The following is a 25,099-nucleotide window of genomic DNA, read 5'->3' on the forward strand; positions in this document are numbered from 1 at the left end:
CACACCAGACGTCCCGTACAACGGCGTACGGAACTGAACGCGGCGCCTGCCCGTCCCCGACCGGACGATTCGGCAGGCGCCGTGGCGCGTCCCGGGACGTTTTCTCCGCCCCGCCCCGCCCCGCCCCGCCCCGCGCCTCAGACGACCAGGGCCAGCGCGCAGGTGGCGGCGGCCACCCCCGTCACCGACAGCACCAGGCCGGTCAGGAGGAAGCGCCGCACGTCGATCCGCGTTCCCTGCCAGCGGCACCTCTCGAACCACAACAGGGTCGCCAGCGAACCCCACGGCGTGACGACGGACCCGGCGTTGACGCCGATCAGCAGGGCCAGCAGCTGGTTGTGGTTGTCCGCCGGGATCACCGCCTCGCCCGCCACGTACGCCGGCAGGTTGTTCAGCACGTTGGACAGCCCCGCGCCCACCCCCGCCGACCGCAGCATGCCCACGAAGCCGTCGTCCGAGCCGAGCGCCCGCACCAGCAGCTCGTGCAGCCCGTGCGCACTCACCGTCTCCACGACCAGGAACATCCCGGGGACCAGCACCAGCAGCCGCCACGGGACCAGCGACAGCCGCAGCTCCTCCCGGCGCCGCACCGCGTAGGCCGCCACCACGACCACCATCGCGACCAGCGAGGCGGACCACAGCGGCACGTCCAGCAGCAGGATCGCCAGCAGGAAGCCGGCGCACGCCACCGCGCAGATCCTCAGCAGCACCGGATCACGGGGCACCGGCACGGAGGGCGGGGTGTAGCGGTCCGCCCCGCGACGGCCGCGGCGCCAGTAGAACACCCACAGGCACCCGGCCGTCACCCCGATCGCGGCCAGCTGGGGCAGCCACATCACGGCGGCCAGACCGGCCGGTGACAGCGCCACCCGGTCCGCCGCCAGCAGGTTGGTCAGGTTCGACACCGGCAGCAGCAGACTCGCCGTGTTGGCCAGCCACACCGTCGTCATCGCCAGGGGCAGGGCCGCGATCCCCACCCGGGTGCCCAGGGCCAGCATCACCGGGGTGAGCAGGACCGCGGTGGTGTCCAGGTTCAGGGTGATCGTGGTCAGCGAGGCGAAGGCCACGCACAGCCCGAAGAGCAGCGGGTACCGGCCCCGGCCCGCCCGCGCCACCCACGCCGCCACCACATCGAAGACCTGGGCCCGGCCCGCCAGTTCCGCCAGCACGATCACCGTGGCCAGGAACGCGAGCAGGGGCCCGATGCGCCGCATCTGGTCCGCCGCCGGGCCGGCGGGCAGCAGCCCGGTCGCCGCGGCGAGCAGCCCGGCGAGGAGCAGCCCGGCCGCCAGCCAGTCCAGTGGGTGCAGCCGCCGCAGCAGGGAGACCGCACCGGAGCGCACGGCTCCCGGCGCGGAGTGATCATTCCGCATGCGGGCATCGTGTCAGACCGGGCACCCGACGGGCCTCTCAGCCCGTCAGCGCCGAGCTCTTGAGAACCACCAGCAGGACCAGCACGGCGAGCAGCACCACACACCCGGCCGCCTGTACGGGCGCACGCCGCTGCGCCGGGGCGTACGCGTACACGACCGTGACCACCGCACCGGTCAGCAGCCCGCCCAGATGCGCCTGCCATGAGGCGAAGGCCGCCGAGATCAGCATCCAGACCAGGAACCCGGCCATGAACCGGTTCACCGCCTGCATGTCCCGGCCCAGCCGCCGGTTGATGACGTAGAACGACGCGGCGAGACCGAAGACCGCCCCCGAGGCACCCACCACGGAGTCGAGCGGCGCGATCAGATAGGCCAGCACCGAACCGCCCAGCGCGGACAGCAGATACAGCGCGAGATACCGGACCCGGCCCAACTGCTCCTCGACGACCCGGCCCAGATTCCACAGGGCGTACATGTTGAAGACGATGTGCAGCACGCCGAACGGCACCGAGCCGAGGGAGGACCCGTCCGGCGGCAGGTGCAGGAACGCCCCGGTCAGCAGCCGGTACCACTCACCGTCCACCACGCCGATCACGTCGAAGCCGGGGACGCCCCCGTTCTCGTAGACGTACTGGACGCCGTCCGGGCCGGCCAGTCCGGCACCCGTCATCGCGAACCGGTCGACGATCCCCGGACGCACCAGTTCGGCCAGGTACGCCAGGATGTTGAGGCCCATCAGCACATAGGTGACGACCGGCACCGCGCTGCGGGGCACCGCACCGCCGAACACCGTCCGCGCCGCGCGTATCGAACGCCGTCCCTCCTTCACGCACTCCACGCAGTGATGGCCGACGGCCGCCTCGCGCATGCAGTCCGGGCAGATGAAGCGCTCGCAGCGCGTGCAGCTCACATACGTCTCGTACGAGGGATGGCGGTAGCACGTGGTGACGGCGGCCTCCATGGCCGGCTCCTTCATCTGTGTTCGGACAAGAGGCCGGTGGGGGCGGCGGCGATCAAGATAGCGAATCCGGGGGAGCGGACCGCACCCGGGATTGCGGGGCGGCCCTCCGGGAGCGGACCGCGATCCCGGGTGGCTCAGCGCGCGGGCGTCGTGCGCCCGCCGGGGACGACGCGACAGCCCTTAGGCTCGGGTTTCCTCGTTCCCGTAGATCGGAGCCCCACTGATGACCGCCGAGGCGTTCCGGATCCTGCGTGCGGCGGGCCGCACACCGGTGGCGTGGAAGAACGGACGGGGCGTCACCCGTGAGATCGCCGCGTCCCCCGGCGCCACGAACGAGACCTTCGACTGGCGGGTCAGCCTGGCGGACGTGGCCGAGGACGCGCCGTTCTCCGTGTTCCCGGACGCCGACCGGACCCTGACGGTGGTGGAGGGCGCCGGGATGGACCTGATGGTGGGCGGCGAGCACCACATCGTCGACGAGCCGTACTGGCCGCACGACTTCCCGGGCGACCTGGAGACGGACGGCCGGCTGCTGGCCGGCCCCGTCGTGAACCTCAACGTGATCCACCGCCGCGACCGCGTCCGGGCGGAGACGGCGGTGGTGCGCGGCACCCTCCGGCTGATGGCGCCGGAGGGCGGGGCGGTGCTGGCCGTGGCGCTGGAGGACGGTGCCGTCATCGACGGCACGGACACCGGACTCGGCCGCTACGACGCGGTGCTGGTGCGGAGCGGGGCGTCCTGTGTGCTGCGGACGCAGGGATACGCGGCGCTGGTCACGCTGTCGGGTTACGAGCCCGGCAGCCAGTAGCGGTGCACCTGCGAGACCGTCGGGCGCTCACCCGAGGCGGGCAGCCCCTGCTTCTCGGCGACGGGCATCATCACGGCGCCGAACTTGTCCATGGCCTCCTCGGACTCCCAGAGGTCGTACACCTCGATGCCCGATTCGGTGGCGACGCAGACGTGCGACAGACAGCCCGCGAAGGTGTCGCCGGGCAGTGCCTGGAGTTCCGCGTTGAGCGCTTCGTACTGGTCCGTCGTCATACCCGGCAGCGACGCCTTCATGAAGATCGCCATCTGAACTCACCTCGGAGGCGGGAGCGGTCCTCCCCGCCGCCCGGACGGCGGCCTCTACCCCTTCCAGCACAACACGCCGGAACCCGGTCGGCATCCGTCCGGACGGTCCGTGACCGCGCGGTCCGGTGTCAGAGAGTCCGGACGGAGGACGACCGGGTTCCGTGTTCAATGGGGCGATGACTTCACGTTCCTGGGCGGACTTCCGGTCCGCGGAGCCGGACTTCGCCGACAGCGTCCGACAGCGCTTCGAGCTGTACAGACACCACGTCCTGGCGACACTCCGGAAGGACGGCTCGCCGCGGGTGACCGGTATCGAAGTGGACTTCTGGCACGGCGAGCCGTTCCTCGGCATGATGCCGAACTCGCGCAAGGCACTGGACCTGCGTCGCGACCCCCGCTTCGCGGTGCATGCCAATCCGGGCCCCGACGCCGGGATGTCCGACGGGGACGTACGGATCTCGGGACGCGCGGTCGAGGTGACCGACCCCGAGGTGCTGGCCCGTTTCATCAGCGAGAGGAAGCCCCCGGAACCCTTCCACCTCTTCCGGGTGGAGCCGGCCGAGGTGGTACGCGTCGGGATCGAGGGCGGCGACACCATGGTCATCCAGTCCTGGCACCCCGGCCACCCGCTGCGCACCGTCCGCAGGGGCAACGACGACGGCTCGGCGGCCACCGCGCCCTGACCGCTCCCGGAGGCGGGTGACGCGGTGTCCTCGGCGCTGCCTCCCGGGCGGAGAATGGGCGGGTGCCTACCAAGAAGAAGCCCCAGGTGACCCCCTCGCCCGAGCGCCGCGGCGAACTGCTCGCCACCGCCGCCGAGGTGTTCGCCGCCCAGGGATACAACGCCACGACCGTCCGCAGGATCGCGGACGCGGCCGGCATGCTCGCGGGCAGCCTCTACTACCACTTCGATTCCAAGGAATCGATGCTCGACGAGATCCTCTCCACCTTCCTGGGCGAGCTCTGGGAGGGGTACGACGCCGTCCTCGCCGCGGGGCTCGGCCCCAGGGAGACCATCGAGGCACTCGTCACCGAATCCTTCCGTGAGATCGACCGGCACCGCGCCGCCGTCGCCATCTACCAGAAGGAGGCCCGGCACCTGGCAGCCCAGCCGCGGTTCCAGTACCTCGTCGAGTCCCAGGAGAAGTTCGAGAAGGCCTGGCTCGGCACGCTGGAGCGAGGTGTCGCCGACCGGACCTTCCGCGCCGATCTCGACATCCGCCTCACCTACCGGTTCGTCCGCGACACGGTCTGGGTCGCCGCGTCCTGGTACCGGCCGGGCGGACAGCACAGCCCGGAGGAGATCGCCCGCCAGTACCTCTCGATGGTCCTGGACGGCATCGCCCTGCGTCACTGAAGCCGGCCCGCGGGAACGGGTTCGAACGGATTCGAGGCGGCTCCAGGCCGGACGCCCCAAGGGTTCGCACGGGAATCCGAGGACCCGCGGCGTGGCGTGTCCCACCGCTGGTCGGCAGATCGTGCTACGGTGATCCGGTTGCAGTTTTGGTACCCATGAACTTTATGTGCGCCTGACGGGAATGCTTCCTCAGGCGCTTTAATGTTTTCCGGCTTTCTCCGGGTGGGGCTCAATGCGGCGACTTGGAATTCGTAAAGTGCGGATTTCCGGCACTGCACCTGTTTTAGGAGAATGACATGGCTACTGGAACCGTGAAGTGGTTCAACTCGGAAAAGGGCTTCGGCTTCATCGAGCAGGACGGCGGCGGCGCTGACGTCTTCGCCCACTACTCCAACATCGCCACCCAGGGCTTCCGTGAGCTCCAGGAGGGCCAGAAGGTCTCCTTCGACGTCACGCAGGGCCAGAAGGGCCCGCAGGCGGAGAACATCGTCCCGGCCTAATTGCCGGACGCGTACCTCGCAGCCGGGGCCCGCACCGTGAAGGTGCGGGTCCCGGCTTGTGCTGTCCCTGGGAAGTAACGCACAGACCGGGCGCCGTCGGCGACCGGCACAGGGTGCAACGAAGCGCCCCGGGCGTCCCGGGAGTTCCGCGCGCCGCGTCCAGCGGTCCGTCCGCATGGACACGCAGCCCCCGGAACGCTCCCGCAGCCCCAGCCAGTCCCCGTATGTCCCAGCAGTCCCACGTAGTTCCCCAGGAATCCCCAGGAGGGCAATTCCGTATGACCCGCTCCGAACGTCAGGACCGTCCCGCCCGCAATCGCCCGTCGAGGGGGCGTGGCACGGCCCAGGCACAGGCAACCGCACAGGGTTCCGGCAAGGGATCCGGCAAGGCGTCACCCCGTCGCAGGGCCACGCCGCCGCAGGGTGAGTTCGCCCTGCCCGAAACCATGACCCCCGCGCTGCCCGCCGTCGAGGCGTTCGCCGAGCTGGACATGCCCGCCGCCCTGCTGAAAACCCTTGCCGCGCAGGGCGTCACCGACCCGTTCCCGATCCAGGGCGCCACCCTGCCGAACTCGCTCGCCGGCCGGGACATCCTCGGCCGCGGCCGCACCGGCTCCGGAAAGACCCTCGCCTTCGGCCTCGCGCTGCTGGCCCGCACCGCAGGCCGCCGCTCCGAGCCGAAGGCACCGCTGGCGCTCGTCCTCGTCCCGACCCGCGAACTCGCCCAGCAGGTCACCGACGCGCTGACCCCGTACGCCACCGCCGTCAACCTGCGGATGGCCACCGTCGTCGGCGGCATGTCGATCAGCAAGCAGTCCGGCACCCTGCGCCGCGGCGCCGAGGTGCTCGTCGCCACGCCCGGCCGCCTCAAGGACCTCATCGAGCGCGGCGACTGCCGCCTGGACGACGTCGCGATCACGGTCCTCGACGAGGCCGACCAAATGGCCGACATGGGGTTCATGCCGCAGGTCGTCGCCCTGCTCAAGCAGGTCGAGGACGACGGACAGCGGATGCTGTTCTCCGCGACGCTGGACAAGAACATCGACCGGCTGGTCAAGATGTTCCTGACCGACCCCGTCGTGCACTCGGTCGACCCGTCCGCCGGTGCCGTCACCACCATGGAGCACCACGTGCTCCACGTGCTCGACGAGACCGACAAGAAGGTCGTCGCCACGAAGATCGCCGCCCGCGACGGCCGGGTGATCATGTTCGTCGACACCAAGCGCGCCGCCGACCGCTTCGCCAAGCGGCTGCTCGCCAGCGGTGTCCGGGCTGCCGCACTGCACGGCGGGCGTTCCCAGCCGCAGCGCAACCGGACCCTGGACCAGTTCAAGACCGGTGAGGTCACCGCACTCGTCGCGACGAACGTGGCGGCCCGCGGCATCCACGTCGACGACCTCGACCTGGTCGTCAACGTGGACCCGCCCACCGACCACAAGGACTACCTCCACCGCGGCGGACGCACGGCCCGCGCCGGGGAGTCCGGCAGCGTCGTCACGCTGGTCCTGCCCGAGGAGAAGCGGGAGATGACCCGGCTGATGCAGGACGCCGGCATCGCGCCCCGCACCACCCGGATCAAGTCCAGCGACGAGGAGCTCACCCGGATCACCGGGGCACGCGAACCGTCCGGCATCGCCATCGTGATCGAGGTCCCGCAACCGACCCAGCCGAAGCCGCGCACGCGGTCCGGCGGCGGCACGGGCACCGGTACCGGCTCCGCGGGCGGCTTCCGCTCGGGCAGCCGCGGCCGTGGCCGGCGCGGCGGCTCCGGTGGAGCCGGCGGCGCGGGTGCGGCCGGTGGCAGCGGTGCACAGGGTACGAGCGGTGCGTCCCGGAGCGCCGGTGCCGGCGGCGCCTCGCGCGGAACCGGTGGCACGGGCCGCTCCGGTGCCACGGGCGGTGCCGGTCGCTCCGGCGGCGCGGGCCGCTCCGGTGGTTCCGGCCGCGGTGGCGCGCCCGCACGGGGCCGCCGCGCGGCGTAGCAGGTCGGTTCTCGGCCCGTCCGGTGTTCGGGGACGGAGGCGGCAAGCGGGTACGCCCGGGTGCCGCCTCCGTCCCCGAACACCGGACGGGCCTGTTCATGCCCGGCACGAATCAAGCGCCCCCGGCGACCGGCGAGCGGGGGTACGGGGACAGCGCCCCCGTCCGAGGCGGCACGGACGCTCCCAGCCGGGCCAGCACCTCCGCGCCGAACGCCCGCCGCGAGGGGTCCTCCGCCGCGCACCACGCGGCCGCCGCCTGCCGGGTCTCCTCCCCGCCGCGCTCGCACAGCGCGTCGAGGGACGTTCGCCAGTTCTCCAGCTCCGGGCCACCGGACCGCAGAGCCCGCCGCGCCAGCTCCTCGAAGGACGCACCCAGGCCCAGCTCGCCCTCCAGCACCGTGGCGATCGCGCCGTGCCCCGTCTGCTGGTCCCGGCCCGCAGACGGCCAACCGTCGCGGACCAGCTCGACGGTCAGCGTCTCCCCGCCGTCGACGACGGTCCGGCCCACCACGACCTCGTACGCGTCCCCGTCCCCGTACAACTCCCGCAGACCCGCCCGCATCTCCTGCTCCAGGTCGGTGTCCAGCATGCGCCGCGCCTCGCCGAGCGCCTCCTCGACCGCGCCCTCCACCGCCCCCGCACCGTGCCGCAGCAGCACGCGGACCGTCGGCAGAGAGCCCCGGCGGGTGGCGAGCAGCAGAGGCGATTCACCCTCCGGACCCGGCAGGCACGCGTCGGCGCCGTACGCCAGCAGCACCTCGGCGGTCCGTGCGTGACCCAGCCCCACCGCCCACCGCAGCGCCGTGAACCCGAACTGCTCGCGCAGATCGGGCCGCGCCCCGGCCGCCAGCAGCGTCTCGACCACCTCCGTGTGGCCGCCGCACGCCGCCCCGCACAGCGGCAGGTCGCCCGCCTCGGGACCGCACGCCCGGTCGGGATCGGCGCCCGCCGCGAGGAGCAGCCGCACCACCCCCGGCCGGTCCGACACCGCCGCGAGATAGAGCGCGCTCGCACCGTCCCCGTCGACCGACTCGGCGGGCACACCGGCACGCAGCAGCCGCACGACGGCGTTCTCACCCTCGTACACCGCATCGATCAGGCTCGGGCCGCCTCCTGCCGCCACCATCGGATCATCTGTCATATTTCGACTGTAATACGCCGCGCTCCAGGGCCTCTTGCCCGTAGCGGCCGTCCTCAGGTGGTGCAGTCCAGCACCGTGCGGCACAGCGCGCACCGCGCCCGCACCCGGCCCCGGACCGGAACCCTGTTGCGCTGATGGCAGGTCGGGCACGGGAACGCGACCCGCAGCCCGTCCCGGCCGGACTCGAAGGCGTACGGAACCTCCCGACCCGGGACCGCGACCGCTCCGGGATGGTCCTGGGCGTACCGCCGGTCCTTGGCGTACCGGCGCCGGCCCGCCCAGCCCGCCGCCGTCAGCGGCGGCTGCGCACTCTCGCGCAGGGCCTGCGCCCGGCCCCTGGTGTACGCGGTGTACGCCTGCGGGCTGGTGAACCACGGCGAGGGATCCTCGTCGAAGGCGAGCGCCCGCTTGGCCAGCACGTACCCGAACTCCTCCGGAGTGAGATAGCCGAGCTTCTGGCTGGACGTGGCGTCCTCCCGGAACGCGTCCAGCAGCAGCCAGCCGGCCCCCAGATAGGCCGCGGCCGTGTCGGTGAGGATCTCGTTGTCGCGCGTCCCCGGGAACTCCAGGCCGAGCCGGTGCAGCAGCACATGCGTGACCTCGTGCGACAACGCGGCACCGATGTCCCGGCGATGGGTACGGAAGCGGTCGTTCAGCTCGATGAAGTACTCGGGCCCCGCCGCGAGTTCGACACTTCCCGCATGCTCCATCGCACGGAACGCCACGACCATCCGGGCATCCGGCAGCCGCAGATGCCGCACCATCGCCCGCGCCACCCGCTGCGCACCGAGATGCAGGTCGTCCACGTCGGCGAACGCCGCCTCCGCGGGGGCGAGGCTCGGGGCGAAGCGGTGGACACCGTCGTACGACAGGCGGCGGTACAGCGCGGTGATCGCCGAGCGCACGGTGTCCAGATGCGGGAAACCGTGCACCACCGGGCTCCCGCGGGGGCTGTCCGGCACGTCCCCACCCCCACTTCGCGACGCTCAGCTCCTCACCACTGTAGACCGCGGCGGGCGCGGCCCGTCAGGCCTCCGCGTCCACCGGACCGGCCGCCCGCACGGGCAACCCCGGCCCCAGCTCCGCGTACGGCGCCGCCGCGCCCTCCACCTCCAGCACCCACACCTCGTTCACGCCGTCCCGCAGCACCGGACCCGGCACGTACAGCGTCCGCTGCGGGCCCGCCGACCAGTAGCGCCCGAGGCAGAAGCCGTTCACCCAGACGAACCCACGCGTCCAGCCCGGCAGTTCGAGCCCCGCATGCCCGGTGCCGGACGCGTCGGCGACCTCGAACGTGCCCCGGTACAGGCCCGGGCCCCCGGACCCGTCGACCGGCACGAACGGGACGCCCGCCACCGCGGCCGGCTCGTCGAACGCGTCGAGCCGCAGCGCCCGCGCCCGGACCCCGTGCAGGAACTGGCGCTCGTGCAGCACACCCCCGGTGATCCCCTTCGGTTCGCCCAGGCGCGGCCCGTAGTTGACCCGGCCCAGCGACTCCACCCACAGCTCTACCTCGGCGGGCCCCGCCACCGGCTCCGCCAGGCGGTCGTCCCCCTCGCTCAGCACCCCCCTGCGGACCCCGTCCACATAGACCAGCGCCCGGTCCCGCAGGCCCGAAACGCCCAGGGTGTACGGCCGGCGCGGACCCGGGACCGCGACCCGGTAGCGCACCAGGCCACGGTCGACCCCCAGCTCCTCGAACGTGGGCGGCACACCGGACTCGGCCCGCTCCTCGTCACCCAGCGCCTCCATCACGCCGGTCAGGGGCGCCCACTCGGTCAGCTCCGCCCGCGCCGGAGCCAGACCGGCGGGCTCCGGCGGCAGCGCGGGCAGCGGCCCGTCCGCGAACGGGGCGAGAAGCTCCCGGAACAGGCGGAACTTCTCCGTGGCCCGGCCGTACTCGTCGATCGGCGCGTCGTAGTCGTACGACGTCACCGTCGGCTGCAGGCCCTGGTCCTGGAGCGGCCCCGAGCGGTTGGCGCCCGCCCACCCGGCGAAGTTCGTCCCCCCGTGCGCCATGTAGATGTTCACCGACGCCCCGCACTCCAGGATCTCCCGCAGCGCGTCGGCGGCCTGCGCCGGATCCCGTACGACGGGCGGCGCGCCCCAGTGCTCGAACCATCCGCACCAGAACTCCATGCACATCAACGGGCCCGCGCTCTGATGACGGCGCAGCACCCGGAACGCCTCGCGCGCCCCCGAACCGAAGTTGGCCGTGGCCAGCAGACCGGGCACCGAACCGCCCGTGAGCATGTGGTCCTCCGGCCCGTCGGAGGTGAACAGCGGAACGCTCACACCGCACTCGGCGAGCAGCGCCGTGACCCGGCGCAGGTAGACCGCGTCGGTGCCGTAACTGCCGTACTCGTTCTCCGCCTGCACCATGATCACCGGACCGCCGCGGTCGATCTGCCGCTCCGCCACCTGCGGCAGCAGCTCGGCGAACCACCGCTCCACCGCGTCCAGATAGCCCGCGTCCCGGGTCCGCACCCGCCGGCCGAACCGCCCCGTCACCCACGCCGGCAGCCCGCCGTTCTCCCACTCCGCGCAGATGTACGGCCCCGGGCGCACGATCGCCCACAGACCGGCCCGGTGCGCCGCGTCCAGGAAACGGCCGAGCGCCGCGACGTCCCGGAACTCGCCCGGCCGCGGCTCGTGGAGGTTCCACGGCACATACGTCTCGACACAGTTCAGGCCCATCGCCCGCAGCATCGACAGCCGGTGCTCCCACTGCGCCTCGTGCACCCGGAAGTAGTGCAGGGCCCCCGACAGCAGCCGTACGGGCTTCCCGTCGAGCCGGAAGTGGTCGTCCCCCACGGTGAAGTCAGCCATCGTGCTCGTTCTCTCCTGTGCGCGCGGTCCCGTGAACGCCGCGTTGCGCGGCCCGGTACGAGCGGAACGCGGTACGTGTGACGGAGCGGGCGAACCCGGGAGGAATGTCACGGCCCAGCCTCACCCCCTGGCGTGCGGCCGGTCCATGGACAAAGATCACTGCTGATTGGACGCAGCACACAACACCGCACGTCACATGGCCGCGGACGGAGGAGCGAAGGATGTACCACACCTGGATGCGCTTCTTCACGCCGAGCCCGCTCCACCACCGCCTCGGCCTGGTCTGCCTGGGGGTGGGCCTGCAGCACGGCACGCTGCCCACCGTCGGCCCCCGCACCCTGGACCACCACGTGGCCGTCGTCATCAACGCGGGCAGCGGATGGTTCGCGGGACCGGACGGGCGACGGGTCCCCGTCACGGCGCCCAGCCTGATCTGGCTGACCCCCGGCACCCCGCACCACTACGGCGCCGACCCGGTCACCGGCTGGGACGAGAGCTTCGTCGACTTCAGCGGGCCCGCCACCACCACGTACACCGAACTCGGCTACATCGAACCGGACCGCCCCCTCGTCCCGCTCGCCGACACCGCGGCGCCGCGTGCCGCCGTCGGACGGATGGTCCGGGCGGCCCGGCGCGGCAATCCCCTGCTGGAGGTGGAGACGGGTGCGGCCGTCCACGAACTCCTCGTCGCGCTGCGCCGGGCACGCGCCGACGTCAGCCCCGACGGCGACCCCGTGCTCCAGGCCCTGGCCCGTGACGCCTTCCAGCCGCTCTCCGTCGCCGAGCACGCCGCCCGGCACGGGATGACACCCGCCGAACTGCGGACGGCGGTGCGGCGGGGGGCCGGGTGCAGCCCGAAGGACTATCTCCTCGGCATCCGGCTCGGCCGCGCGAAGGAACTCCTCGCCACCGGCGACCTGCCCGTCGCCGCCGTCGCCCGGCGCGTGGGGTACGACGACCCCGCGTACTTCTCCCGCCTGTTCGCCCGCCGCGTCGGCATGGCCCCGGTCCGCTTCCGCGAGCAGCAGGGCCGCAGCGTGCCGGGTGGCTGGAGCGACCGGGTTCCGGACCCGGAACACCCACCGACGATCACGCCGTAGCCCGTTCCGTCTAAGCTCGCTGACCATGACCACGAGCGACATCGACGATTCCGTAGGCGCCGAACTCAACCGGCTGCGCGAGAGCATCGACAACATCGACGCTGCTGTTGTCCATATGCTCGCCGAGCGCTTCAAGTGCACCCAGCAGGTCGGCCACCTCAAGGCCGCCCACCAGCTTCCCCCGGCCGACCCGGCCCGGGAGTCCCGCCAGATCACCCGGCTGCGCCAGCTGGCGGAGAGCGCGCACCTGGACCCGGCGTTCGCCGAGAAGCTGCTGAACTTCATCGTGGCCGAAGTCATCCGGCACCATGAGCGGATCGCGGAGGAGTCGGCGAACGGGGATAGCGGCCCTGCCGCTTGAGCGGGGGCCCACCGGGTCTTCCCGGGCGCCCCGCCGGGCGCCCGGGAAGACCCTGCGGACGACCGGCTCAGTAGTACTGCGTGCAGGTCGTGGCGCCGTTCGACTTCACGATGCAGGCTCGGGCCTTGGACGTCGAGGGGTTGTAGTACATCGGCGTGCGGGTCACGTACGTGTTGCTGGTGCCGGCGACCTTGGCGGTCCAGCCGGAGGCGCCGACCTTGGTGTAACCGAGGTACGTGGTGCACGAGGTGCCGCTCTTGTTGCAGCGCTCGACCATGATGTGGTAATTCGGCGCAATGCTGAAGTACTCCAGCCGCGCCCAGCTGTACTGGTCGCCGTCCGTCTTCCCCCAGCGCAGCTCCAGGAATTCGGAGCCCCCGACCTGGACGGTGTAGTTGGTGACAGGGCCCTCCTGCCAGGTCTGAATGTTCGGGTCGTGGTCGTCGCACCCGGAACCGCTGCACGATGCGGCGAAGGCGGCATTCGGAATCGTGAACACGAGCGCCAGCGCGCCGAGAATGGTTCCCAGGGCGGACAGCATTCTGGCCGTCCGGGATCTCTTGAGCGACATAATTATCCCCTCATCAACAAAATGCATTCCACGCCGCATGCGCTTCGGCGGGTATTCGGCACTCTATGGGCTCGCGCCGTTTCTTGAAAAGGCGAAGGGGAGGGCTCATGAGGGGGAAGAGGAGGGGGTTACTCATGGTGATCCCGGCGGTGATCGCGCGGCAGGATTTATGCGATATGGGAGTTGGCGTGTCCCCGTAAAGTGATCACGGGTCAGGGTGTGATGTGCGTCTCAATCGGCGGGGTGCGTGAGGGCGTCGACCCGCGTGACCCGTCCCCCGCCGAGCGGAGGTGGGATTGCCGGGACCTGCGGGCCTTCGTTTCCGGGGGTGGATCGACGTGGGCGGCGCGAGCGGCGGATGATCTTCGGGGTCTTCGGGGTGATCTCCCCGGGCTCGGCCGAATGTCCGTGCCGGGCCCACCGTGCCGGGAGGGGGCGGCCGGGCGGAATACCGAAAGGCATTTCATGGTGCAGAAATGCCTGCCCCGCCGGAATGCGTGGATCAGTGAATCCGGGCTCGCGTTTCGGGGAGTGCGATCGGCGTTTCCCGTGCATCGGTGGATTCCGGGCGGACGTCGCGTCGGGGGAGGGGTGCCGGCTGCCTGGTGCGTGAGGGTTTCATCAGTCGGCGCCCGTCTCCCGCGGTCGGATCATGCACGGATATCGCCCCCATATCCCCTTCCGGGTGAAGGGTCCGTCCCGTCGGGGTGAGGCCTCTTTCCGGGGGAGGGGGCCGGGGGTCCGTCCCGTCGGGGTGGGGTCCCTTTCCGGGCGAAGGGCCGGGGCCCCGTGTGTCGGGGTGAGGCTCCTTCCGGGGGACGGGGCCGGACCGTCAGGGTGAGATCTCCTCCAGTGGCCGGTTCGCCGTCTCCTCCGCGAACGCCCCCGCCACGACCGCGCCCACCGCGGCGACGGCGCCCAGCATCACGAACACCGGGGCGACGCTGTCGCCCGCCGCGTAGACCATGCCCACCAGGATCGGGCCGAGGATGACGCCCGCCCTGTTCACCGCGCCGCCGACGCTGCATCCCAGGGCGCGCATCCGGGTCGGGTAGAGCTCGGGCGTGTACAGGTACAGGCAGATGTTGGAGCCGAAGAAGCCGACGGCCGAGAGGGAGGTCCAGATCAGGACCTCGGCGGGGGTGCCGGCGCCGAGCGCGGCCAGGGTGAGCAGGAGTGCGGCCGAGGCGCCGAGGCAGAGGGCGAAGATCCGGCGTCGGCCCAGGACGTCCACGGTGAGGGCGACGATCAGGCAGCCGAGCAGGCCGGCGACCGAGGTCACCGTGGAGTAGAGCAGGGCGTCGGAGAGGGTGAGTCCGTACGCGTCCTTGTAGATGCTGGGCAGCCAGGACGTCACGCCGTAGTTGACGAAGTAGCCGGTGAACCAGATCGCGCCGACGACCAGGGTGCGGCGCCGGTAGCGGCCGGTGAACAGGCCGCGGGCGCCGGTCGCGGCGCGTTCGGCCGGGGTGGCGGGCGTCGCCGCGGGCTCCGGGGCGGCGGGGGCGGTGGTGGCGGCCGGGCGGGGGAGCGGTTCGCCCGTCGCCGCCGTCACCTTGGCCTCGATCCCGGTCATGACCGCTTCGGCCTCGTCGAGCCGCCCCCGCTCCGCCAGCCAGCGTGGCGACTCCGGGACCTTGCGCTGGACGAGGAAGGCCAGCAGGCCGGGCACGGCGGCGACCGCGAACATCACGCGCCAGCCCGCCGCCGGGACCACCCAGGCCGCGACCAGGGCGCCGATGGTGAGGCCGGCCGGGAAGACAAGTTCGTACAGCAGGACGAATCGTCCCCGCTTGAAGCTCCGGGTGATCTCGCTGATGAAGGCCGCCGCGACCGGTACCTCGCCCCCGATCGCGAGCCCCTGGAGGAAGCGCAGGGCCAGGAACGGGGTGAGCGAGGTGCAGGCGGTCAGCGCCAGGCTCGCGACACCGGACGCGGCTACGCAGTACGCGATCACCTTCACCCGGCCGTAGCGGTCGGCGAGCCGGCCCGACAGCAGGGCGCCCACGAGCATGCCGGCCGAGCCGACCGTGAGGACCGCCGTGGCGTCGGCCGTGGACAGCTGCCACTCGTCGCGGAGCTCCGGCAGCGCGTAGGCGATCAGCAGCTGGTCGAAGGCCTCGAAGAAGGTGACGACACCCACGATCAGGCGGACGGTGACATGCCAGCGGGAGAGCGGCAGGCGCTCGAAGCGGGCGGCGATGGTGGCGCGGGTGGGGCCGGCCGGCGAGGGGCCGGGGGCGGCGCCCTTCGAGGTGTCGGTGCTCATCCAGGGTTCCTCCTGCTCCGCGTGGGGCCGGAGCGGTTGGGGAGCCAGGTGTACGGGGTCACAGAGGGGCGGGAACGAGCCGAGCGTACGGGTGGGAACGGTCGCGCGGTGCTCGTGAGCGGGTGAAGTCGCCCACGGGTCTCTGTAAGTGCCTAGCTTTTAAGTGCTTAAGTTTTACCGGTCCGAGGGTGCTGCCCGTCAAGCCCCTGGAGGCAAAGGGAGATTTTGCCGAGGGGGGTTGCGGTGGATTACTTAAGCACTTAGATTTTTAGCCCTGAGGTAACCGATCCGACTGCAGGAGGCCAACTGATGCTTGCCGACGAGGTGTTGGTCGCGGGACGGTGGCGACAGGGCCGTGGTGCCCTCATCGAGACGGTCGACCCGGCCACCGGCCAGGTCATCGCCACCGTGCACGCCGCATCCCTCGACGACGTCGAGGAAGCCGCCGAAGCCGCCGCCCGCGCCGCCCACGACCCCGCCTGGCGCGAACTCCCCGCCCACCGCCGCGCCCGGCTCCTCCACCGCATCGCCGACCTCGTCGAGCAGAACGCCGACCGGCTCTCCGCCCTGCAGACAGCCGACACCGGCAAATGCCGCACCGAAACCCGCGCCCTCGTCCTCAGCGCCGCCGGCACCTTCCGCTACACCGCCGCCGCCCTGGAGACCGCCGAGGACACCCTCACCCCCTCCCGCGGCCCCTACGTCACGATGAGCGTCCACGAACCCATCGGCGTCGTCGGCGCGATCACCCCCTGGAACTCGCCGATCGCCAGCGACGCCCAGAAGCTCGCCCCCGCACTCGCCGCCGGCAACGCCGTCCTCCTCAAGCCCGCCGAGTGGACCCCCCTCGTCGCCCTCGCGCTCGGCCGCCTCGTCCACCAGGCACTTACCGAGGCCGGGCTCCCCACCGCGCTGCTCTCCGTCCTGCCCGGCCGCGGCAGCGTCATCGGCGACGCGATCGTCCGCCACCGGGCCGTGGAGAAGATCACCTTCACCGGCGGCACCGCCACCGGCCGCACCCTCGCCCACATCGCCGCCGACAAGCTGATCCCCGTCTCCCTGGAGCTCGGCGGCAAATCCCCCACGATCGTGCTGGAGGACGCCGACCTGGAGCAGGCCCTCGCCGGCGTCATGTACGGCGTCTTCTCCTCCAGCGGACAGAGCTGCATCGCCGGCTCCCGCCTCTTCGTCGCCCGCTCCCGGTACGAGGAGTTCCTCGGCGCACTCGTCTCCCGTACCGAGAAGCTCCGCGTCGGACCCGGCACCGACCCCGACACCCAGGTCGCCCCGCTCGTCCACCACCGCCACCGCGACAGCGTCGCCGCCTACGTCGACCTGGCCCGCGAGGAGGGCGCCACTGTCCGGTGCGGGGGAGCGGCACCCGAAGGCGAGCGCTACCGCGACGGCGCCTACTACCTCCCCACCGTCCTGGACGGCCTGCCCAACACCGCCCGCGTCTGCCAGGAGGAGATCTTCGGCCCGGTCGTCGTCGCCCTGCCCTTCGACGACGAGGACGATCTCGTCGCCCAGGCCAACGACAGCGTCTACGGACTGGCCTGCGGCATCTGGACCCGCGACCACGCCCGCGCCTGGCGCCTCGCCCGCCGCATCGACGCGGGCACCGTCTGGATCAACACGTACAAGCAGTTCAGCATCTCCACCCCGTTCGGCGGGCTGAAGGACAGCGGTATCGGTACCGAGAAGGGCCGCGACCTCATCCGCGGCTACCAGCGTCAGAAGTCCCTCTACTGGGCCACCGACACCACCCCGCTGCCCTGGGCCTCCTAGGGCCGAGCGAGAAGAACCTGGAGCCCCCCATGCCGTACGAGAACACCGCACGCCCCCCGCTGGAACCCGTCGCCCGGCTGCGCGCCCTGCGTTCCGTCGAGCTCCGCACCCCCGCCTTCACCCAGTCCGCCGACTTCTACCGCGAGGTCTGGGGCCTGGAACCCGTCGAACAGGAAGCGGACGCCACCTGGCTGCGCGGCACCGGCGAGGAACACCACGTCCTCCACCTCACCCGCGGCGAAGCCAACGGCCTCGGCCGCATCACCTTCGCCGTCGCCACCCCCGCCGAGATCGACGAGGCCGCCCGCCGGCTCCTCGCCCGAGGCATCGCCCCCGTCGCGGGCCCCGGCCCCCTCGACCAGGTCGGCGGCGGCTACGGACTGCGCTTCACCGACCCCGAGGGCCGGCTGATCGAACTCAGCGCCCAGACCCACGCCGTCACCCCGCGCGGCCGGGACGCCGCCGTCCCCGTCGGCGTCACCCACACCGTCCTCAACACCATGGACATCGACGCCGCCGTCGCCTTCTACACCTCGGTCCTCGGCCTGCGCGTCTCCGACTGGTCCGAGCACCAGATGGCGTTCCTGCGCTGCAACGCCGACCACCACTGCATCGCGTTCAACCAGGCCGAGTGGACCTCCCTCAACCACGTCGCCTACGAGATGAGTGACGTCGACCACTTCATGCGCGGCCTCGGCCGCCTGCGCCACCACGGCATCAACCCCCAGTGGGGTCCTGGCCGGCACGGCCCCGGCAACAACACCTTCTCGTACTTCACCGACCCCGCCGGGCTCGTCTGCGAGTACACCTCCGAAGTCGCCCAGATCGTCGAGGACGCCTGGATCGCCAAGGTCTGGCGCCGCACCCCCGACCTCTCCGACCTGTGGGGAACCGCCGGACCGCCCTCGCCCGAGATCCGCTGCCACATGGCCGGTGCCCCCGACCCCGGCCCCCTCGCCACCCCCACCGACGCACCGCAAGAGGTGACCGCATGACCGCCACCCTCACCCCGGGGCCGGACACCACCACCCGGCCCGCCCGCCCCGTGCGCCGCATCGGCCTCGTCGGCTGGGGCGCCATCGGACGCGTCGTCGGCACCGCACTCGCCGAAGGCCGCATCCCCGGCGCCGAACTCACCTGCATCATCGACAACCGCCCCCTCGTCGACGCCCCCGCACCCCAGCTCTCCTTCGAGGACGCCCTCACCGTCTGCGACCTCATCGTCGAAGCAGCAGGCCAGGCCGTCGTACGGGAATGGGCCGAACGCGTCCTCGACAGCGGCGCCGACCTGCTGATCGCCTCCACCGGCGCCCTCGTCGACCCCGACCTCACCGACCGGCTGCGCGCCGCCGGACCCGGCCGCGTCTACTTCACCGGCGGAGCCGTCGGCGGACTCGACCTCCTCCAGGCCGTCCGCGGACTCGGGCCCCTCACCTCCGTCACCCTCACCACCACCAAACTCCCCGCCACCCTCCACCAGCCCTGGATGGACGCCGAACTGACCGAACGGCTGCGGACCACCACCGAACCCGTCGAGGTGATGCGCGGCACCGCACGCGACGTACCCGTCAAGTTCCCCAAATCGACCAACGTCGCCGCGTCCGTCGCCCTCGCCACCGGCGACCCCGCCCTCGTCGAGGTCGTCGTCGTCGCCGACCCGGCCGCCACCCTCACCCGGCACGTCATCGAAGCGGCCGGCCCGCACGGCAGCTACCGCTTCGAGGTCGCCCACCGGCCCGACGAAGCCAACCCCGCCACCAGCCAGGTCGTCCCGCACGCCGTGCTCCGCAGCCTCGGCGCCGTCGTCGGCCGCGCGGGACAGATCCTGTGACCGCCGCGACGCCCACCGCCGGGGCCGTCCACACCCGCGAAGCCGGCGACCCCGACGCCCCGCTGCTCCTGTGCCTGCACGGCATCGGCTCCTCCTCCGCCGCGTTCGCCCCGCAACTCGACGGACTCGCCGACCAGGTACGGGTCGTGGCCTGGGACGCCCCCGGCTACGCCGACTCCGCCGACCCGGACCACGCCCCCGGCCTCGACGGCTACGCCGACACCGCCGCCGCCCTGATCCGCGCACACGGCACCCCCGCCCACGTCCTCGGCGTCTCCTGGGGCGGCGTCATCGCCCTCCGCCTCGCCACCCGCCACCCGGAACTGGTGGCCTCCCTGATCGTCGCCGACTCCAGCCGCGGCTCCGGCACCCACCCCGACAAGGCGACGGCCATGCGCGGACGCGCCGCACAACTCGCCGACCAGGGACCCGAAACCTTCGCCGCCACCCGCGGACCACGCCTCGTCTCCGCCGACGCACCCCCCGCACTCGTCGCCCGCGTCGTCGCCACCATGGCCGCCTCCATCCGCAGCCCCGGCTACGGATACGCCGCCGCGTCCATGGCCGAAGCCGACCTCACCGACGACCTGCCCGCCATCACCGCACCGGCCCTCGTCCTCTGCGGCGAACAGGACACCGTCACCGGCACCGACGAGTCACAGGCCATCGCCGGCGGACTGAACACCTCCGTCTACGTCACCCTCTCCGGCGCCGGACACCTCTCCAACCAGGAACGCCCCGAGGCCTTCAACGCCTGGGTCCGCGCCCACCTCCACGTCGTCGCCCGCACCCCCGCGTAACGACGCCACCCAGCCCCACCACCGAACCGAGGAGCATCCCGTGCCCATCGACAACACCCCCTACGAGACCGACGGCGACCTCGCGAAGTTCACCGACTCCCTCATCGCCACCAAGGACTCCCGCGAACCCGACTGGAACACCCTCTCCTTCCAGGAGAAGGCCGGCGCCCAGTACCGCCGCGCCCAGATCCGCTACGTCGGCTCCGGCGCCACCGGCAACCACGAGAACGACAACCGCATCCTGCCCTCCGGCGGCTTCACCCTCTCCAACATGCTGCTCCCGCCGGGCGCCGAAGGCCCCGAGCACACCCACCACGACGTCGAAGAGGCCTTCTTCGTCCTGGAGGGCCAGGTCAAGGTCGGCATCCACCGCGGCGCCGACGAGGCCGAATACCGCACCCTCGGCTACCGCGACATGATCGTCGTCCCCGCCGGAGTCGCCCGCTCCCTGAAGAACGAGGGCGACACCGACGCCCTGTTCTGCGTCATCATCGGCACGCAGAAGCCGCAGGTCCCCACCTACCCCGCGCACTCCCCGATGCACGGCATCACCCGCGACTGATGGCCACCGACGACACCCCCCGCACGGTCGTCGTCACCGGCGCCGGCCGCGGCCTGGGACTGGCCGCGGCCCGCCGGATCGGCAACGACGGCCACCGCGTCGTCATCGCCGAACTCGACGGGACCACCGGCACCCGGGCCGCCGAGGAACTGCGCGCCGAGGGCATCACCGCCGACTACCACCCGCTCGACGTCGCCGACCCCGACTCCGCAGCCGCCCTGGCCGCCACCCTCGCCGAGGACGGCAGCCGGCTGTACGGACTGGTCAACAACGCCGGACTCGCCAACGCCGTTGGCGGCAAACCCTTCCACGAGATCGACATCGAGGCATGGGACCGCATCATGACGGTCAACGCCCGCGGCCCCTGGCTCGTCGCCCGCGCCCTCCTCCCGCTCATGCGGGCCCACGGCAGCGGACGCATCGTCAACCTCGCCTCGGACGCCGCCCTGTACGGCTCACCCCGGCTCGCCCACTACATCGCCTCCAAAGGCGCAGTCATCTCCCTCACCCGGGCCATGGCACGCGAGACCGGAGACCTCGGCATCACCGTCAACGCCGTCGCCCCCGGCCTCACCGAAGGGGAGTCCGCCGTCGACATCCCCGCCGAACGCCACGAGCTCTACCGCCTCAACCGGGCGATCTCCCGCCCCCAGCAGCCGGCGGACCTGGTCGGCCTGATCGCCTTCCTCATCGGCGACGAGTCCGGCTACATCACCGGCCAGACCTTCGCGGTCAACGGCGGCTTCACGATGAACTGACGCCACGAAGCCCGCACGCATCAAGCCCGCGCATATCAAGCCCGTCCGGCGATTGAGGACACCCCCGCACGGGGGTCCCCGTGCCCCCGCGGAGCGCCCCGTCCCGCCGCCGCCCCCAACCGCAAGGAACCCCATGGACCTCCGCCTGAAAGGCCACCGCATCCTCGTCACCGGCGGCAGCTCCGGCGTCGGCCTCGCCACGGTCCGGATGCTGCTCGCCGAAGGTGCCCGCGTCGCCACCTGCGGCCGCCGCGCCGACGCCCTCGCCACCGCCCTCGACGGCCTCGCCGGACCCGAAACGCTCTACCACGCCCCCTGCGACGTCACCGACGAAGCCGCCGTACGCGCCTTCACCCAGGCCGCGGCCGACCACCTCGGCGGCCTCGACGGCCTCGTCAACAACGCAGGCGCCTCCCGGATGAAACCCTTCGCCGAGACCACCGCCGACGACTGGCGCGACGAACTCGAACTCAAGTTCTTCGGCGTCCTCAACCCCCTCAACGCCGCACTGCCCCACCTGCGCGCCTCCGGCCACGCCTCCGTCGTCAACATCAACGCCGTCCTCGCCAAACAGCCCGAGACCGCACTGATGACCACCAGCGCCGCCCGCGCCGGCATCCTCAACCTCTCCACCTCCCTGTCCAAGGAACTCGCCCCCGACGGCATCCGCGTCAACTCCGTCTGCCTCGGCCTCGTCGACACCGGACAGTGGGAACGCCGCCACGCAGCCTCCGGTAGCCCCCTCGACTACACCGCCTGGCAGGCCGCACTCGCCGCCGACCGCGGCATCGCACTGGGCCGCCTCGGCAACGCCGACGAAGTCGCGTACGCCGTCACCGCCCTCCTCTCACCCAGGGCGTCCTACATCACCGGCACCACCGTCGACGTATGCGGCGGCGTCAACCGCGCCGTCGCATAACCCCTCACCCCACCACCCCCAGGAGCACCCCGACATGACCCGACCCAACGGCGGCGACCTGCTCGTCGAGACGCTGCGCGGACTCGGCGTCGACACGGTGTTCGGCATCGTCAGCGTGCACAACCTGCCGCTCGTCGAAGCCGTCGACCGCGACCTGCGCTTCGTCCCCGTCCGCCACGAAGCCGCCGCCGTCAACGCCGCCGACGGCTACGCCCGCGCCACCGGCAACCTCGGCTGCGCCCTCACCAGCACCGGCACCGGCGCCGGCAACGCCGCCGGCTCCCTCATCGAATCCCTCAGCTCCGGCACCCCCGTCCTCCACATCACCGGACAGATCGACAGCGCATACCTCGGCTCGGGACGCGGCTTCATCCACGAGACCAAGGACCAGCTCGGCATGCTCCGCGCGGTCTCCACCCACGCCGTCACCGTCACCGACGCCGCAGACGCCGGCCCCATCCTCCGCGACGCCGCAGCCCGCGCACTCACCGCACCGCACGGCCCCGTCAGCGTCGAATGGCCCATCGACCTGCAGTTCGCCCCCCAGCAGCTCACCGGCACCCCCGTGCCCAGGCCGGCCATCCCCGCCCTGCCCGACCCGGCACTCCTCGACCGGGCCGCCGCCCTGCTCTCGGCCGCCCGCCGCCCCCTCGTCTGGGCCGGCGGCGGAGCCAACAGCGCCCGCCCCGAACTCGCCGCACTCCTGGATGCGCTGAACGCCGGGCTCGTCACCTCCAACTCCGGCCGCGGCAGCGTTCCCGAGTCCGACGACCGCGTCCTCGGCAACTACGCCACCGCACCCGCAGGCCGCGCCCTGCTCGCCGAAGCCGACGTCCTGCTCTCCATCGGCACGCACTTCCGCTCCAACGAGACCGCCGACTACAGCCTCGAACTCCCCGCCGTCCACATCCAGCTCGACCTCGACCCGGCAGCCCCCGGCCGCGTGTACCCCGCCACCCACGCCCTGACCGGCGACGCCGCCACCGTCCTCGCCGCACTCCTGGGCCGCGTCACCAGCGGCGCCACGGAGAAGAGCTGGCCGGACCGCGTACGAAGCGCCCGCACCGACGCCCGCGCCGCGCAACGCCACGCCATCGGACCCCAGGCCGCGATCAACGACGCCATCCGCGACGCCTGCCCGCCCGGCTCCGTCATCGCCCGCGACGTCACCATCCCCTCCTCCACCTGGGGAAACCGGCTCCTGGAGATCACCGACCCGGCCACCAACGTGTTCCCCCGCGGCGGCGGCATCGGACAAGGACTCGCCATGGGCATCGGCGCCGCACTCGGCCGCCCCGACACCCCCACCGTCGTCATCGCGGGCGACGGCGGCCTCGCCGTCCACCTCGGTGAACTCCTCACCCTCGCCCAGGAGAAGCCCGACCTCACCCTCCTCGTCTTCAACGACGGCGGCTACGGCGTCCTGCGCAACATGCAGGACAACCACTTCCCCCGCCGCTCCGGAGTCGACCTCACCACCCCCGACTTCGCCCTCCTCGCCGCCGCAGTCGGCCTCCCGTACGCACGCATCGCCGCCGAAGCCGACGCCGGACCCGTCATCAAAGAAGCCATCGCCTCCCCGGGCCCCACCCTCGTCGAGATCGACCTCGCCGCACTCGGCCCGATGAACACCCCCTTCACCCCGCCCGTCAAGCTCCCCGCCACCGCCACCGATACCTCTGGAGAAGGAGGCAACCCGTCATGACGCCCGCCGAGGAACCCCGGCTCGACCTGCTCGTCCACCGCATGACCTGGGAGGCCGACGGAGTCCTGAGCATCGAACTCACCCACCCCGCGGGCGACCCCCTCCCCGCCTGGCAGCCCGGCGCCCACATCGACGTACACACGGGCGGACACATCCGCCAGTACTCCCTGTGCTCCGACCCCGCCGACACCACCCACTGGCGCATCGGCGTCCTCCACGAACCCGCCTCCCGCGGCGGCTCCGCCCACCTGCACACCCGGCTCCGCCCCGGCCAGACCCTCCACGTCCAGGGCCCCCGCAACCACTTCGAGCTCGACACCACGGGCGACGCCACCGGCTACCTCTTCATCGCCGGCGGCATCGGCATCACCCCGCTCCTCGCCATGGCCCGCGAAGCCACCCGCACCGGCACACCGTGGCGCCTCGTCCACGGCGGCCGCACCCGCACCTCCATGGCCTTCGCGGCCGAACTCACCGCCCTCGCCGAACTCCCCGGCGGATCCGTCGCATTCGTCCCCCAGGACGAACACGGCCACATCGCCCTCGACACCCTCCTCGGCGACCTCGCCCCCGGCACCCAGGTCTACTGCTGCGGCCCCGAACCCCTCCTCGCCGCCGTCGAGGAACGCCACCCCGACGCCCGCACCGAACGCTTCGCCGCACCCACCGCCGCACCCCGCGACGGCGAGGACAGCAGCTTCGACATCGTCTGCTCACGCACCGGACGCACCATCGAGGTCGGCCCCGCCACCACCGCGCTCGACGCACTGGAGAACGCCGGCATCCCCGTCGCCTCCTCCTGCCGCGACGGCATCTGCGGCACCTGCGAGACCAAGGTCCTCGAAGGCACCCCCGACCACCGCGACTTCCTGCTCACCGAAACCGAACGCGAAGCCGGCGCCTCGATGATGCTCTGCGTCTCCCGCGCCCGCACCCCCCGCCTCGTACTCGACCTCTGAGACGCCCCCGAAGGGAGCCGACATGACCAGCCCGACCACCCCGCAGTACCTCGACCCGCACCAGGCACGCACCGCCGAGCCCACCCCGTACGAGAAGAAGCTCGCCGCGGTGATCGAGGAGGTCTTCGGCAGCGGAGCCCACGACCTGCCCGGCCTCGTCGCCGGACTCAACGCCCGCGACCTGCCCGCCCCCGACGGCAGCCCGTGGACCGAGGAAACCTTCCGCACCGAGATGCGACGCCTGGGAGCGTGAGACGAC

25 protein-coding genes are annotated in these 25,099 nt (G+C 72.2%); 17 read left to right on the forward strand and 8 right to left on the reverse strand.

Annotation, left to right across the window (positions count from 1 at the left end; translation table 11 throughout):
* Positions 1-137: 137 nt before the first annotated feature.
* Both ACGFZA_RS33825 and ACGFZA_RS33830 read right to left on the reverse strand, forming a co-directional pair.
* A complete protein-coding gene (locus tag ACGFZA_RS33825; RefSeq protein ID WP_393684208.1) occupies positions 138-1,373 on the reverse strand; it encodes an SLC13 family permease in 1,236 nt (411 codons plus the stop codon).
* Between the two features lie 37 nt (positions 1,374-1,410).
* On the reverse strand, positions 1,411-2,334 hold the full coding sequence (locus ACGFZA_RS33830) for a rhomboid family intramembrane serine protease (protein WP_393684211.1): 924 nt from the start codon (positions 2,332-2,334) through the stop codon (positions 1,411-1,413).
* A 223-nt stretch (positions 2,335-2,557) separates the two neighbouring features.
* Between ACGFZA_RS33830 and ACGFZA_RS33835 the strand changes: the two genes are divergently transcribed.
* On the forward strand, positions 2,558-3,142 hold the full coding sequence (locus tag ACGFZA_RS33835) for a HutD family protein (RefSeq protein ID WP_385279629.1): 585 nt from the start codon (positions 2,558-2,560) through the stop codon (positions 3,140-3,142).
* Here ACGFZA_RS33835 and ACGFZA_RS33840 read toward each other — a convergent pair.
* The gene (locus ACGFZA_RS33840) at positions 3,121-3,408 is read right to left on the reverse strand and encodes a hypothetical protein (protein ID WP_385279632.1); all 288 of its coding nucleotides are present in this window, start codon (positions 3,406-3,408) and stop codon (positions 3,121-3,123) included. The genes ACGFZA_RS33835 and ACGFZA_RS33840 overlap by 22 nt on opposite strands.
* Positions 3,409-3,584: 176 nt before the next feature.
* Between ACGFZA_RS33840 and ACGFZA_RS33845 the strand changes: the two genes are divergently transcribed.
* The 4 genes from ACGFZA_RS33845 (at position 3,585) to ACGFZA_RS33860 (ending at position 7,247) form a co-directional block, all read left to right on the forward strand.
* Positions 3,585-4,091 (forward strand): pyridoxamine 5'-phosphate oxidase family protein, encoded by a 507-nt coding sequence (locus ACGFZA_RS33845; RefSeq protein WP_393684213.1) that lies wholly within the window; start codon positions 3,585-3,587, stop codon positions 4,089-4,091.
* A 62-nt stretch (positions 4,092-4,153) separates the two neighbouring features.
* On the forward strand, positions 4,154-4,765 hold the full coding sequence (locus tag ACGFZA_RS33850) for a TetR/AcrR family transcriptional regulator (RefSeq protein WP_385279638.1): 612 nt from the start codon (positions 4,154-4,156) through the stop codon (positions 4,763-4,765).
* Positions 4,766-5,061: 296 nt separating this feature from the next.
* Positions 5,062-5,265 carry a cold-shock protein gene (locus tag ACGFZA_RS33855; RefSeq protein WP_015607926.1) on the forward strand — a complete coding sequence of 68 codons (204 nt, stop codon included), beginning with the start codon at positions 5,062-5,064 and terminating at the stop codon, positions 5,263-5,265.
* Positions 5,266-5,543: 278 nt separating this feature from the next.
* Positions 5,544-7,247, forward strand: a complete 1,704-nt coding sequence (locus ACGFZA_RS33860; protein ID WP_385279642.1) for a DEAD/DEAH box helicase — start codon at positions 5,544-5,546, stop codon at positions 7,245-7,247.
* Positions 7,248-7,359: 112 nt separating this feature from the next.
* Here ACGFZA_RS33860 and ACGFZA_RS33865 read toward each other — a convergent pair whose 3' ends face one another.
* From ACGFZA_RS33865 to ACGFZA_RS33875, 3 genes are all read right to left on the reverse strand, one after another.
* Positions 7,360-8,388 carry an ankyrin repeat domain-containing protein gene (locus tag ACGFZA_RS33865; RefSeq protein WP_393684217.1) on the reverse strand — a complete coding sequence of 343 codons (1,029 nt, stop codon included), beginning with the start codon at positions 8,386-8,388 and terminating at the stop codon, positions 7,360-7,362.
* Positions 8,389-8,441: 53 nt separating this feature from the next.
* Positions 8,442-9,350 carry a hypothetical protein gene (locus ACGFZA_RS33870; protein WP_393684219.1) on the reverse strand — a complete coding sequence of 303 codons (909 nt, stop codon included), beginning with the start codon at positions 9,348-9,350 and terminating at the stop codon, positions 8,442-8,444.
* 64 nt (positions 9,351-9,414) lie between these two features.
* Positions 9,415-11,217: a beta-galactosidase family protein gene (locus ACGFZA_RS33875; RefSeq protein ID WP_393684221.1), complete on the reverse strand. Its 1,803-nt coding sequence runs from the start codon at positions 11,215-11,217 to the stop codon at positions 9,415-9,417.
* A 221-nt stretch (positions 11,218-11,438) separates the two neighbouring features.
* Between ACGFZA_RS33875 and ACGFZA_RS33880 the strand changes: the two genes are divergently transcribed.
* On the forward strand, positions 11,439-12,317 hold the full coding sequence (locus ACGFZA_RS33880; protein ID WP_385279653.1) for a helix-turn-helix domain-containing protein: 879 nt from the start codon (positions 11,439-11,441) through the stop codon (positions 12,315-12,317).
* A 25-nt stretch (positions 12,318-12,342) separates the two neighbouring features.
* Positions 12,343-12,678, forward strand: a complete 336-nt coding sequence (locus ACGFZA_RS33885) for a chorismate mutase (protein ID WP_393684223.1) — start codon at positions 12,343-12,345, stop codon at positions 12,676-12,678.
* Positions 12,679-12,745: 67 nt separating this feature from the next.
* On the opposite strand, the gene ACGFZA_RS33890 is transcribed toward ACGFZA_RS33885, so the two are convergent.
* Together ACGFZA_RS33890 and ACGFZA_RS33895 are read right to left on the reverse strand one after the other, a co-directional pair.
* Complete coding sequence (locus ACGFZA_RS33890) at positions 12,746-13,249, reverse strand: hypothetical protein (protein ID WP_385279658.1); 504 nt, start codon at positions 13,247-13,249, stop codon at positions 12,746-12,748.
* 832 nt (positions 13,250-14,081) lie between these two features.
* The gene (locus tag ACGFZA_RS33895) at positions 14,082-15,518 is read right to left on the reverse strand and encodes an MFS transporter (protein ID WP_385279661.1); all 1,437 of its coding nucleotides are present in this window, start codon (positions 15,516-15,518) and stop codon (positions 14,082-14,084) included.
* Between the two features lie 309 nt (positions 15,519-15,827).
* On the opposite strand from ACGFZA_RS33895, the gene ACGFZA_RS33900 reads away from it, so the two are divergent.
* The 10 genes from ACGFZA_RS33900 to ACGFZA_RS33945 all read left to right on the forward strand — a co-directional run bounded on the left by ACGFZA_RS33900 (position 15,828) and on the right by ACGFZA_RS33945 (position 25,093).
* Positions 15,828-17,306 (forward strand): aldehyde dehydrogenase, encoded by a 1,479-nt coding sequence (locus ACGFZA_RS33900; RefSeq protein WP_385279663.1) that lies wholly within the window; start codon positions 15,828-15,830, stop codon positions 17,304-17,306.
* A 29-nt stretch (positions 17,307-17,335) separates the two neighbouring features.
* Positions 17,336-18,301 (forward strand): VOC family protein, encoded by a 966-nt coding sequence (locus ACGFZA_RS33905; RefSeq protein WP_393684226.1) that lies wholly within the window; start codon positions 17,336-17,338, stop codon positions 18,299-18,301.
* The gene (locus tag ACGFZA_RS33910; RefSeq protein WP_385279669.1) at positions 18,298-19,137 is read left to right on the forward strand and encodes an aspartate dehydrogenase domain-containing protein; all 840 of its coding nucleotides are present in this window, start codon (positions 18,298-18,300) and stop codon (positions 19,135-19,137) included. The genes ACGFZA_RS33905 and ACGFZA_RS33910 overlap by 4 nt, the downstream gene beginning before the upstream one ends.
* On the forward strand, positions 19,134-19,937 hold the full coding sequence (locus tag ACGFZA_RS33915) for an alpha/beta fold hydrolase (RefSeq protein ID WP_393684228.1): 804 nt from the start codon (positions 19,134-19,136) through the stop codon (positions 19,935-19,937). Before ACGFZA_RS33910 ends, ACGFZA_RS33915 begins: the two co-directional genes overlap by 4 nt.
* Positions 19,938-19,977: 40 nt before the next feature.
* Positions 19,978-20,499: a cupin domain-containing protein gene (locus tag ACGFZA_RS33920; RefSeq protein ID WP_148015699.1), complete on the forward strand. Its 522-nt coding sequence runs from the start codon at positions 19,978-19,980 to the stop codon at positions 20,497-20,499.
* On the forward strand, positions 20,499-21,257 hold the full coding sequence (locus ACGFZA_RS33925) for an SDR family oxidoreductase (protein ID WP_393684231.1): 759 nt from the start codon (positions 20,499-20,501) through the stop codon (positions 21,255-21,257). Before ACGFZA_RS33920 ends, ACGFZA_RS33925 begins: the two co-directional genes overlap by 1 nt.
* Before the next feature lie 133 nt (positions 21,258-21,390).
* Complete coding sequence (locus tag ACGFZA_RS33930; protein WP_393684233.1) at positions 21,391-22,176, forward strand: SDR family oxidoreductase; 786 nt, start codon at positions 21,391-21,393, stop codon at positions 22,174-22,176.
* Between the two features lie 34 nt (positions 22,177-22,210).
* Positions 22,211-23,881, forward strand: coding sequence for a thiamine pyrophosphate-binding protein (locus ACGFZA_RS33935; RefSeq protein ID WP_393684235.1), 1,671 nt, complete (start codon positions 22,211-22,213; stop codon positions 23,879-23,881).
* Positions 23,878-24,840 (forward strand): PDR/VanB family oxidoreductase, encoded by a 963-nt coding sequence (locus ACGFZA_RS33940; protein WP_393684237.1) that lies wholly within the window; start codon positions 23,878-23,880, stop codon positions 24,838-24,840. The genes ACGFZA_RS33935 and ACGFZA_RS33940 overlap by 4 nt, the downstream gene beginning before the upstream one ends.
* Positions 24,841-24,862: 22 nt before the next feature.
* Positions 24,863-25,093, forward strand: coding sequence for a recombinase-like helix-turn-helix domain-containing protein (locus ACGFZA_RS33945; protein ID WP_329542145.1), 231 nt, complete (start codon positions 24,863-24,865; stop codon positions 25,091-25,093).
* Positions 25,094-25,099 lie beyond the last annotated feature (6 nt).

Origin of the sequence: Streptomyces sp. NPDC048211, assembly GCF_043202315.1 — a bacterium.
Lineage (GTDB): Bacteria > Actinomycetota > Actinomycetes > Streptomycetales > Streptomycetaceae > Streptomyces.

Excerpts from the sequence above, each read along its gene's own strand:
- ACGFZA_RS33825 (WP_393684208.1), bottom strand. The coding sequence starts at position 1,373 with ATGCGGAATGATCACTCCGCGCCGGGAGCCGTGCGCTCCGGTGCGGTC.
- ACGFZA_RS33830 (WP_393684211.1), bottom strand. The coding sequence starts at position 2,334 with ATGGAGGCCGCCGTCACCACGTGCTACCGCCATCCCTCGTACGAGACG.
- ACGFZA_RS33835 (WP_385279629.1), top strand. The coding sequence starts at position 2,558 with ATGACCGCCGAGGCGTTCCGGATCCTGCGTGCGGCGGGCCGCACACCG.
- ACGFZA_RS33840 (WP_385279632.1), bottom strand. The coding sequence starts at position 3,408 with ATGGCGATCTTCATGAAGGCGTCGCTGCCGGGTATGACGACGGACCAG.
- ACGFZA_RS33845 (WP_393684213.1), top strand. The coding sequence starts at position 3,585 with ATGACTTCACGTTCCTGGGCGGACTTCCGGTCCGCGGAGCCGGACTTC.
- ACGFZA_RS33855 (WP_015607926.1), top strand. The coding sequence starts at position 5,062 with ATGGCTACTGGAACCGTGAAGTGGTTCAACTCGGAAAAGGGCTTCGGC.
- ACGFZA_RS33860 (WP_385279642.1), top strand. The coding sequence starts at position 5,544 with ATGACCCGCTCCGAACGTCAGGACCGTCCCGCCCGCAATCGCCCGTCG.
- ACGFZA_RS33865 (WP_393684217.1), bottom strand. The coding sequence starts at position 8,388 with ATGACAGATGATCCGATGGTGGCGGCAGGAGGCGGCCCGAGCCTGATC.
- ACGFZA_RS33875 (WP_393684221.1), bottom strand. The coding sequence starts at position 11,217 with ATGGCTGACTTCACCGTGGGGGACGACCACTTCCGGCTCGACGGGAAG.
- ACGFZA_RS33880 (WP_385279653.1), top strand. The coding sequence starts at position 11,439 with ATGTACCACACCTGGATGCGCTTCTTCACGCCGAGCCCGCTCCACCAC.
- ACGFZA_RS33885 (WP_393684223.1), top strand. The coding sequence starts at position 12,343 with ATGACCACGAGCGACATCGACGATTCCGTAGGCGCCGAACTCAACCGG.
- ACGFZA_RS33890 (WP_385279658.1), bottom strand. The coding sequence starts at position 13,249 with ATGTCGCTCAAGAGATCCCGGACGGCCAGAATGCTGTCCGCCCTGGGA.
- ACGFZA_RS33895 (WP_385279661.1), bottom strand. The coding sequence starts at position 15,518 with ATGAGCACCGACACCTCGAAGGGCGCCGCCCCCGGCCCCTCGCCGGCC.
- ACGFZA_RS33900 (WP_385279663.1), top strand. The coding sequence starts at position 15,828 with ATGCTTGCCGACGAGGTGTTGGTCGCGGGACGGTGGCGACAGGGCCGT.
- ACGFZA_RS33905 (WP_393684226.1), top strand. The coding sequence starts at position 17,336 with ATGCCGTACGAGAACACCGCACGCCCCCCGCTGGAACCCGTCGCCCGG.
- ACGFZA_RS33910 (WP_385279669.1), top strand. The coding sequence starts at position 18,298 with ATGACCGCCACCCTCACCCCGGGGCCGGACACCACCACCCGGCCCGCC.
- ACGFZA_RS33925 (WP_393684231.1), top strand. The coding sequence starts at position 20,499 with ATGGCCACCGACGACACCCCCCGCACGGTCGTCGTCACCGGCGCCGGC.
- ACGFZA_RS33930 (WP_393684233.1), top strand. The coding sequence starts at position 21,391 with ATGGACCTCCGCCTGAAAGGCCACCGCATCCTCGTCACCGGCGGCAGC.
- ACGFZA_RS33935 (WP_393684235.1), top strand. The coding sequence starts at position 22,211 with ATGACCCGACCCAACGGCGGCGACCTGCTCGTCGAGACGCTGCGCGGA.
- ACGFZA_RS33940 (WP_393684237.1), top strand. The coding sequence starts at position 23,878 with ATGACGCCCGCCGAGGAACCCCGGCTCGACCTGCTCGTCCACCGCATG.
- ACGFZA_RS33945 (WP_329542145.1), top strand. The coding sequence starts at position 24,863 with ATGACCAGCCCGACCACCCCGCAGTACCTCGACCCGCACCAGGCACGC.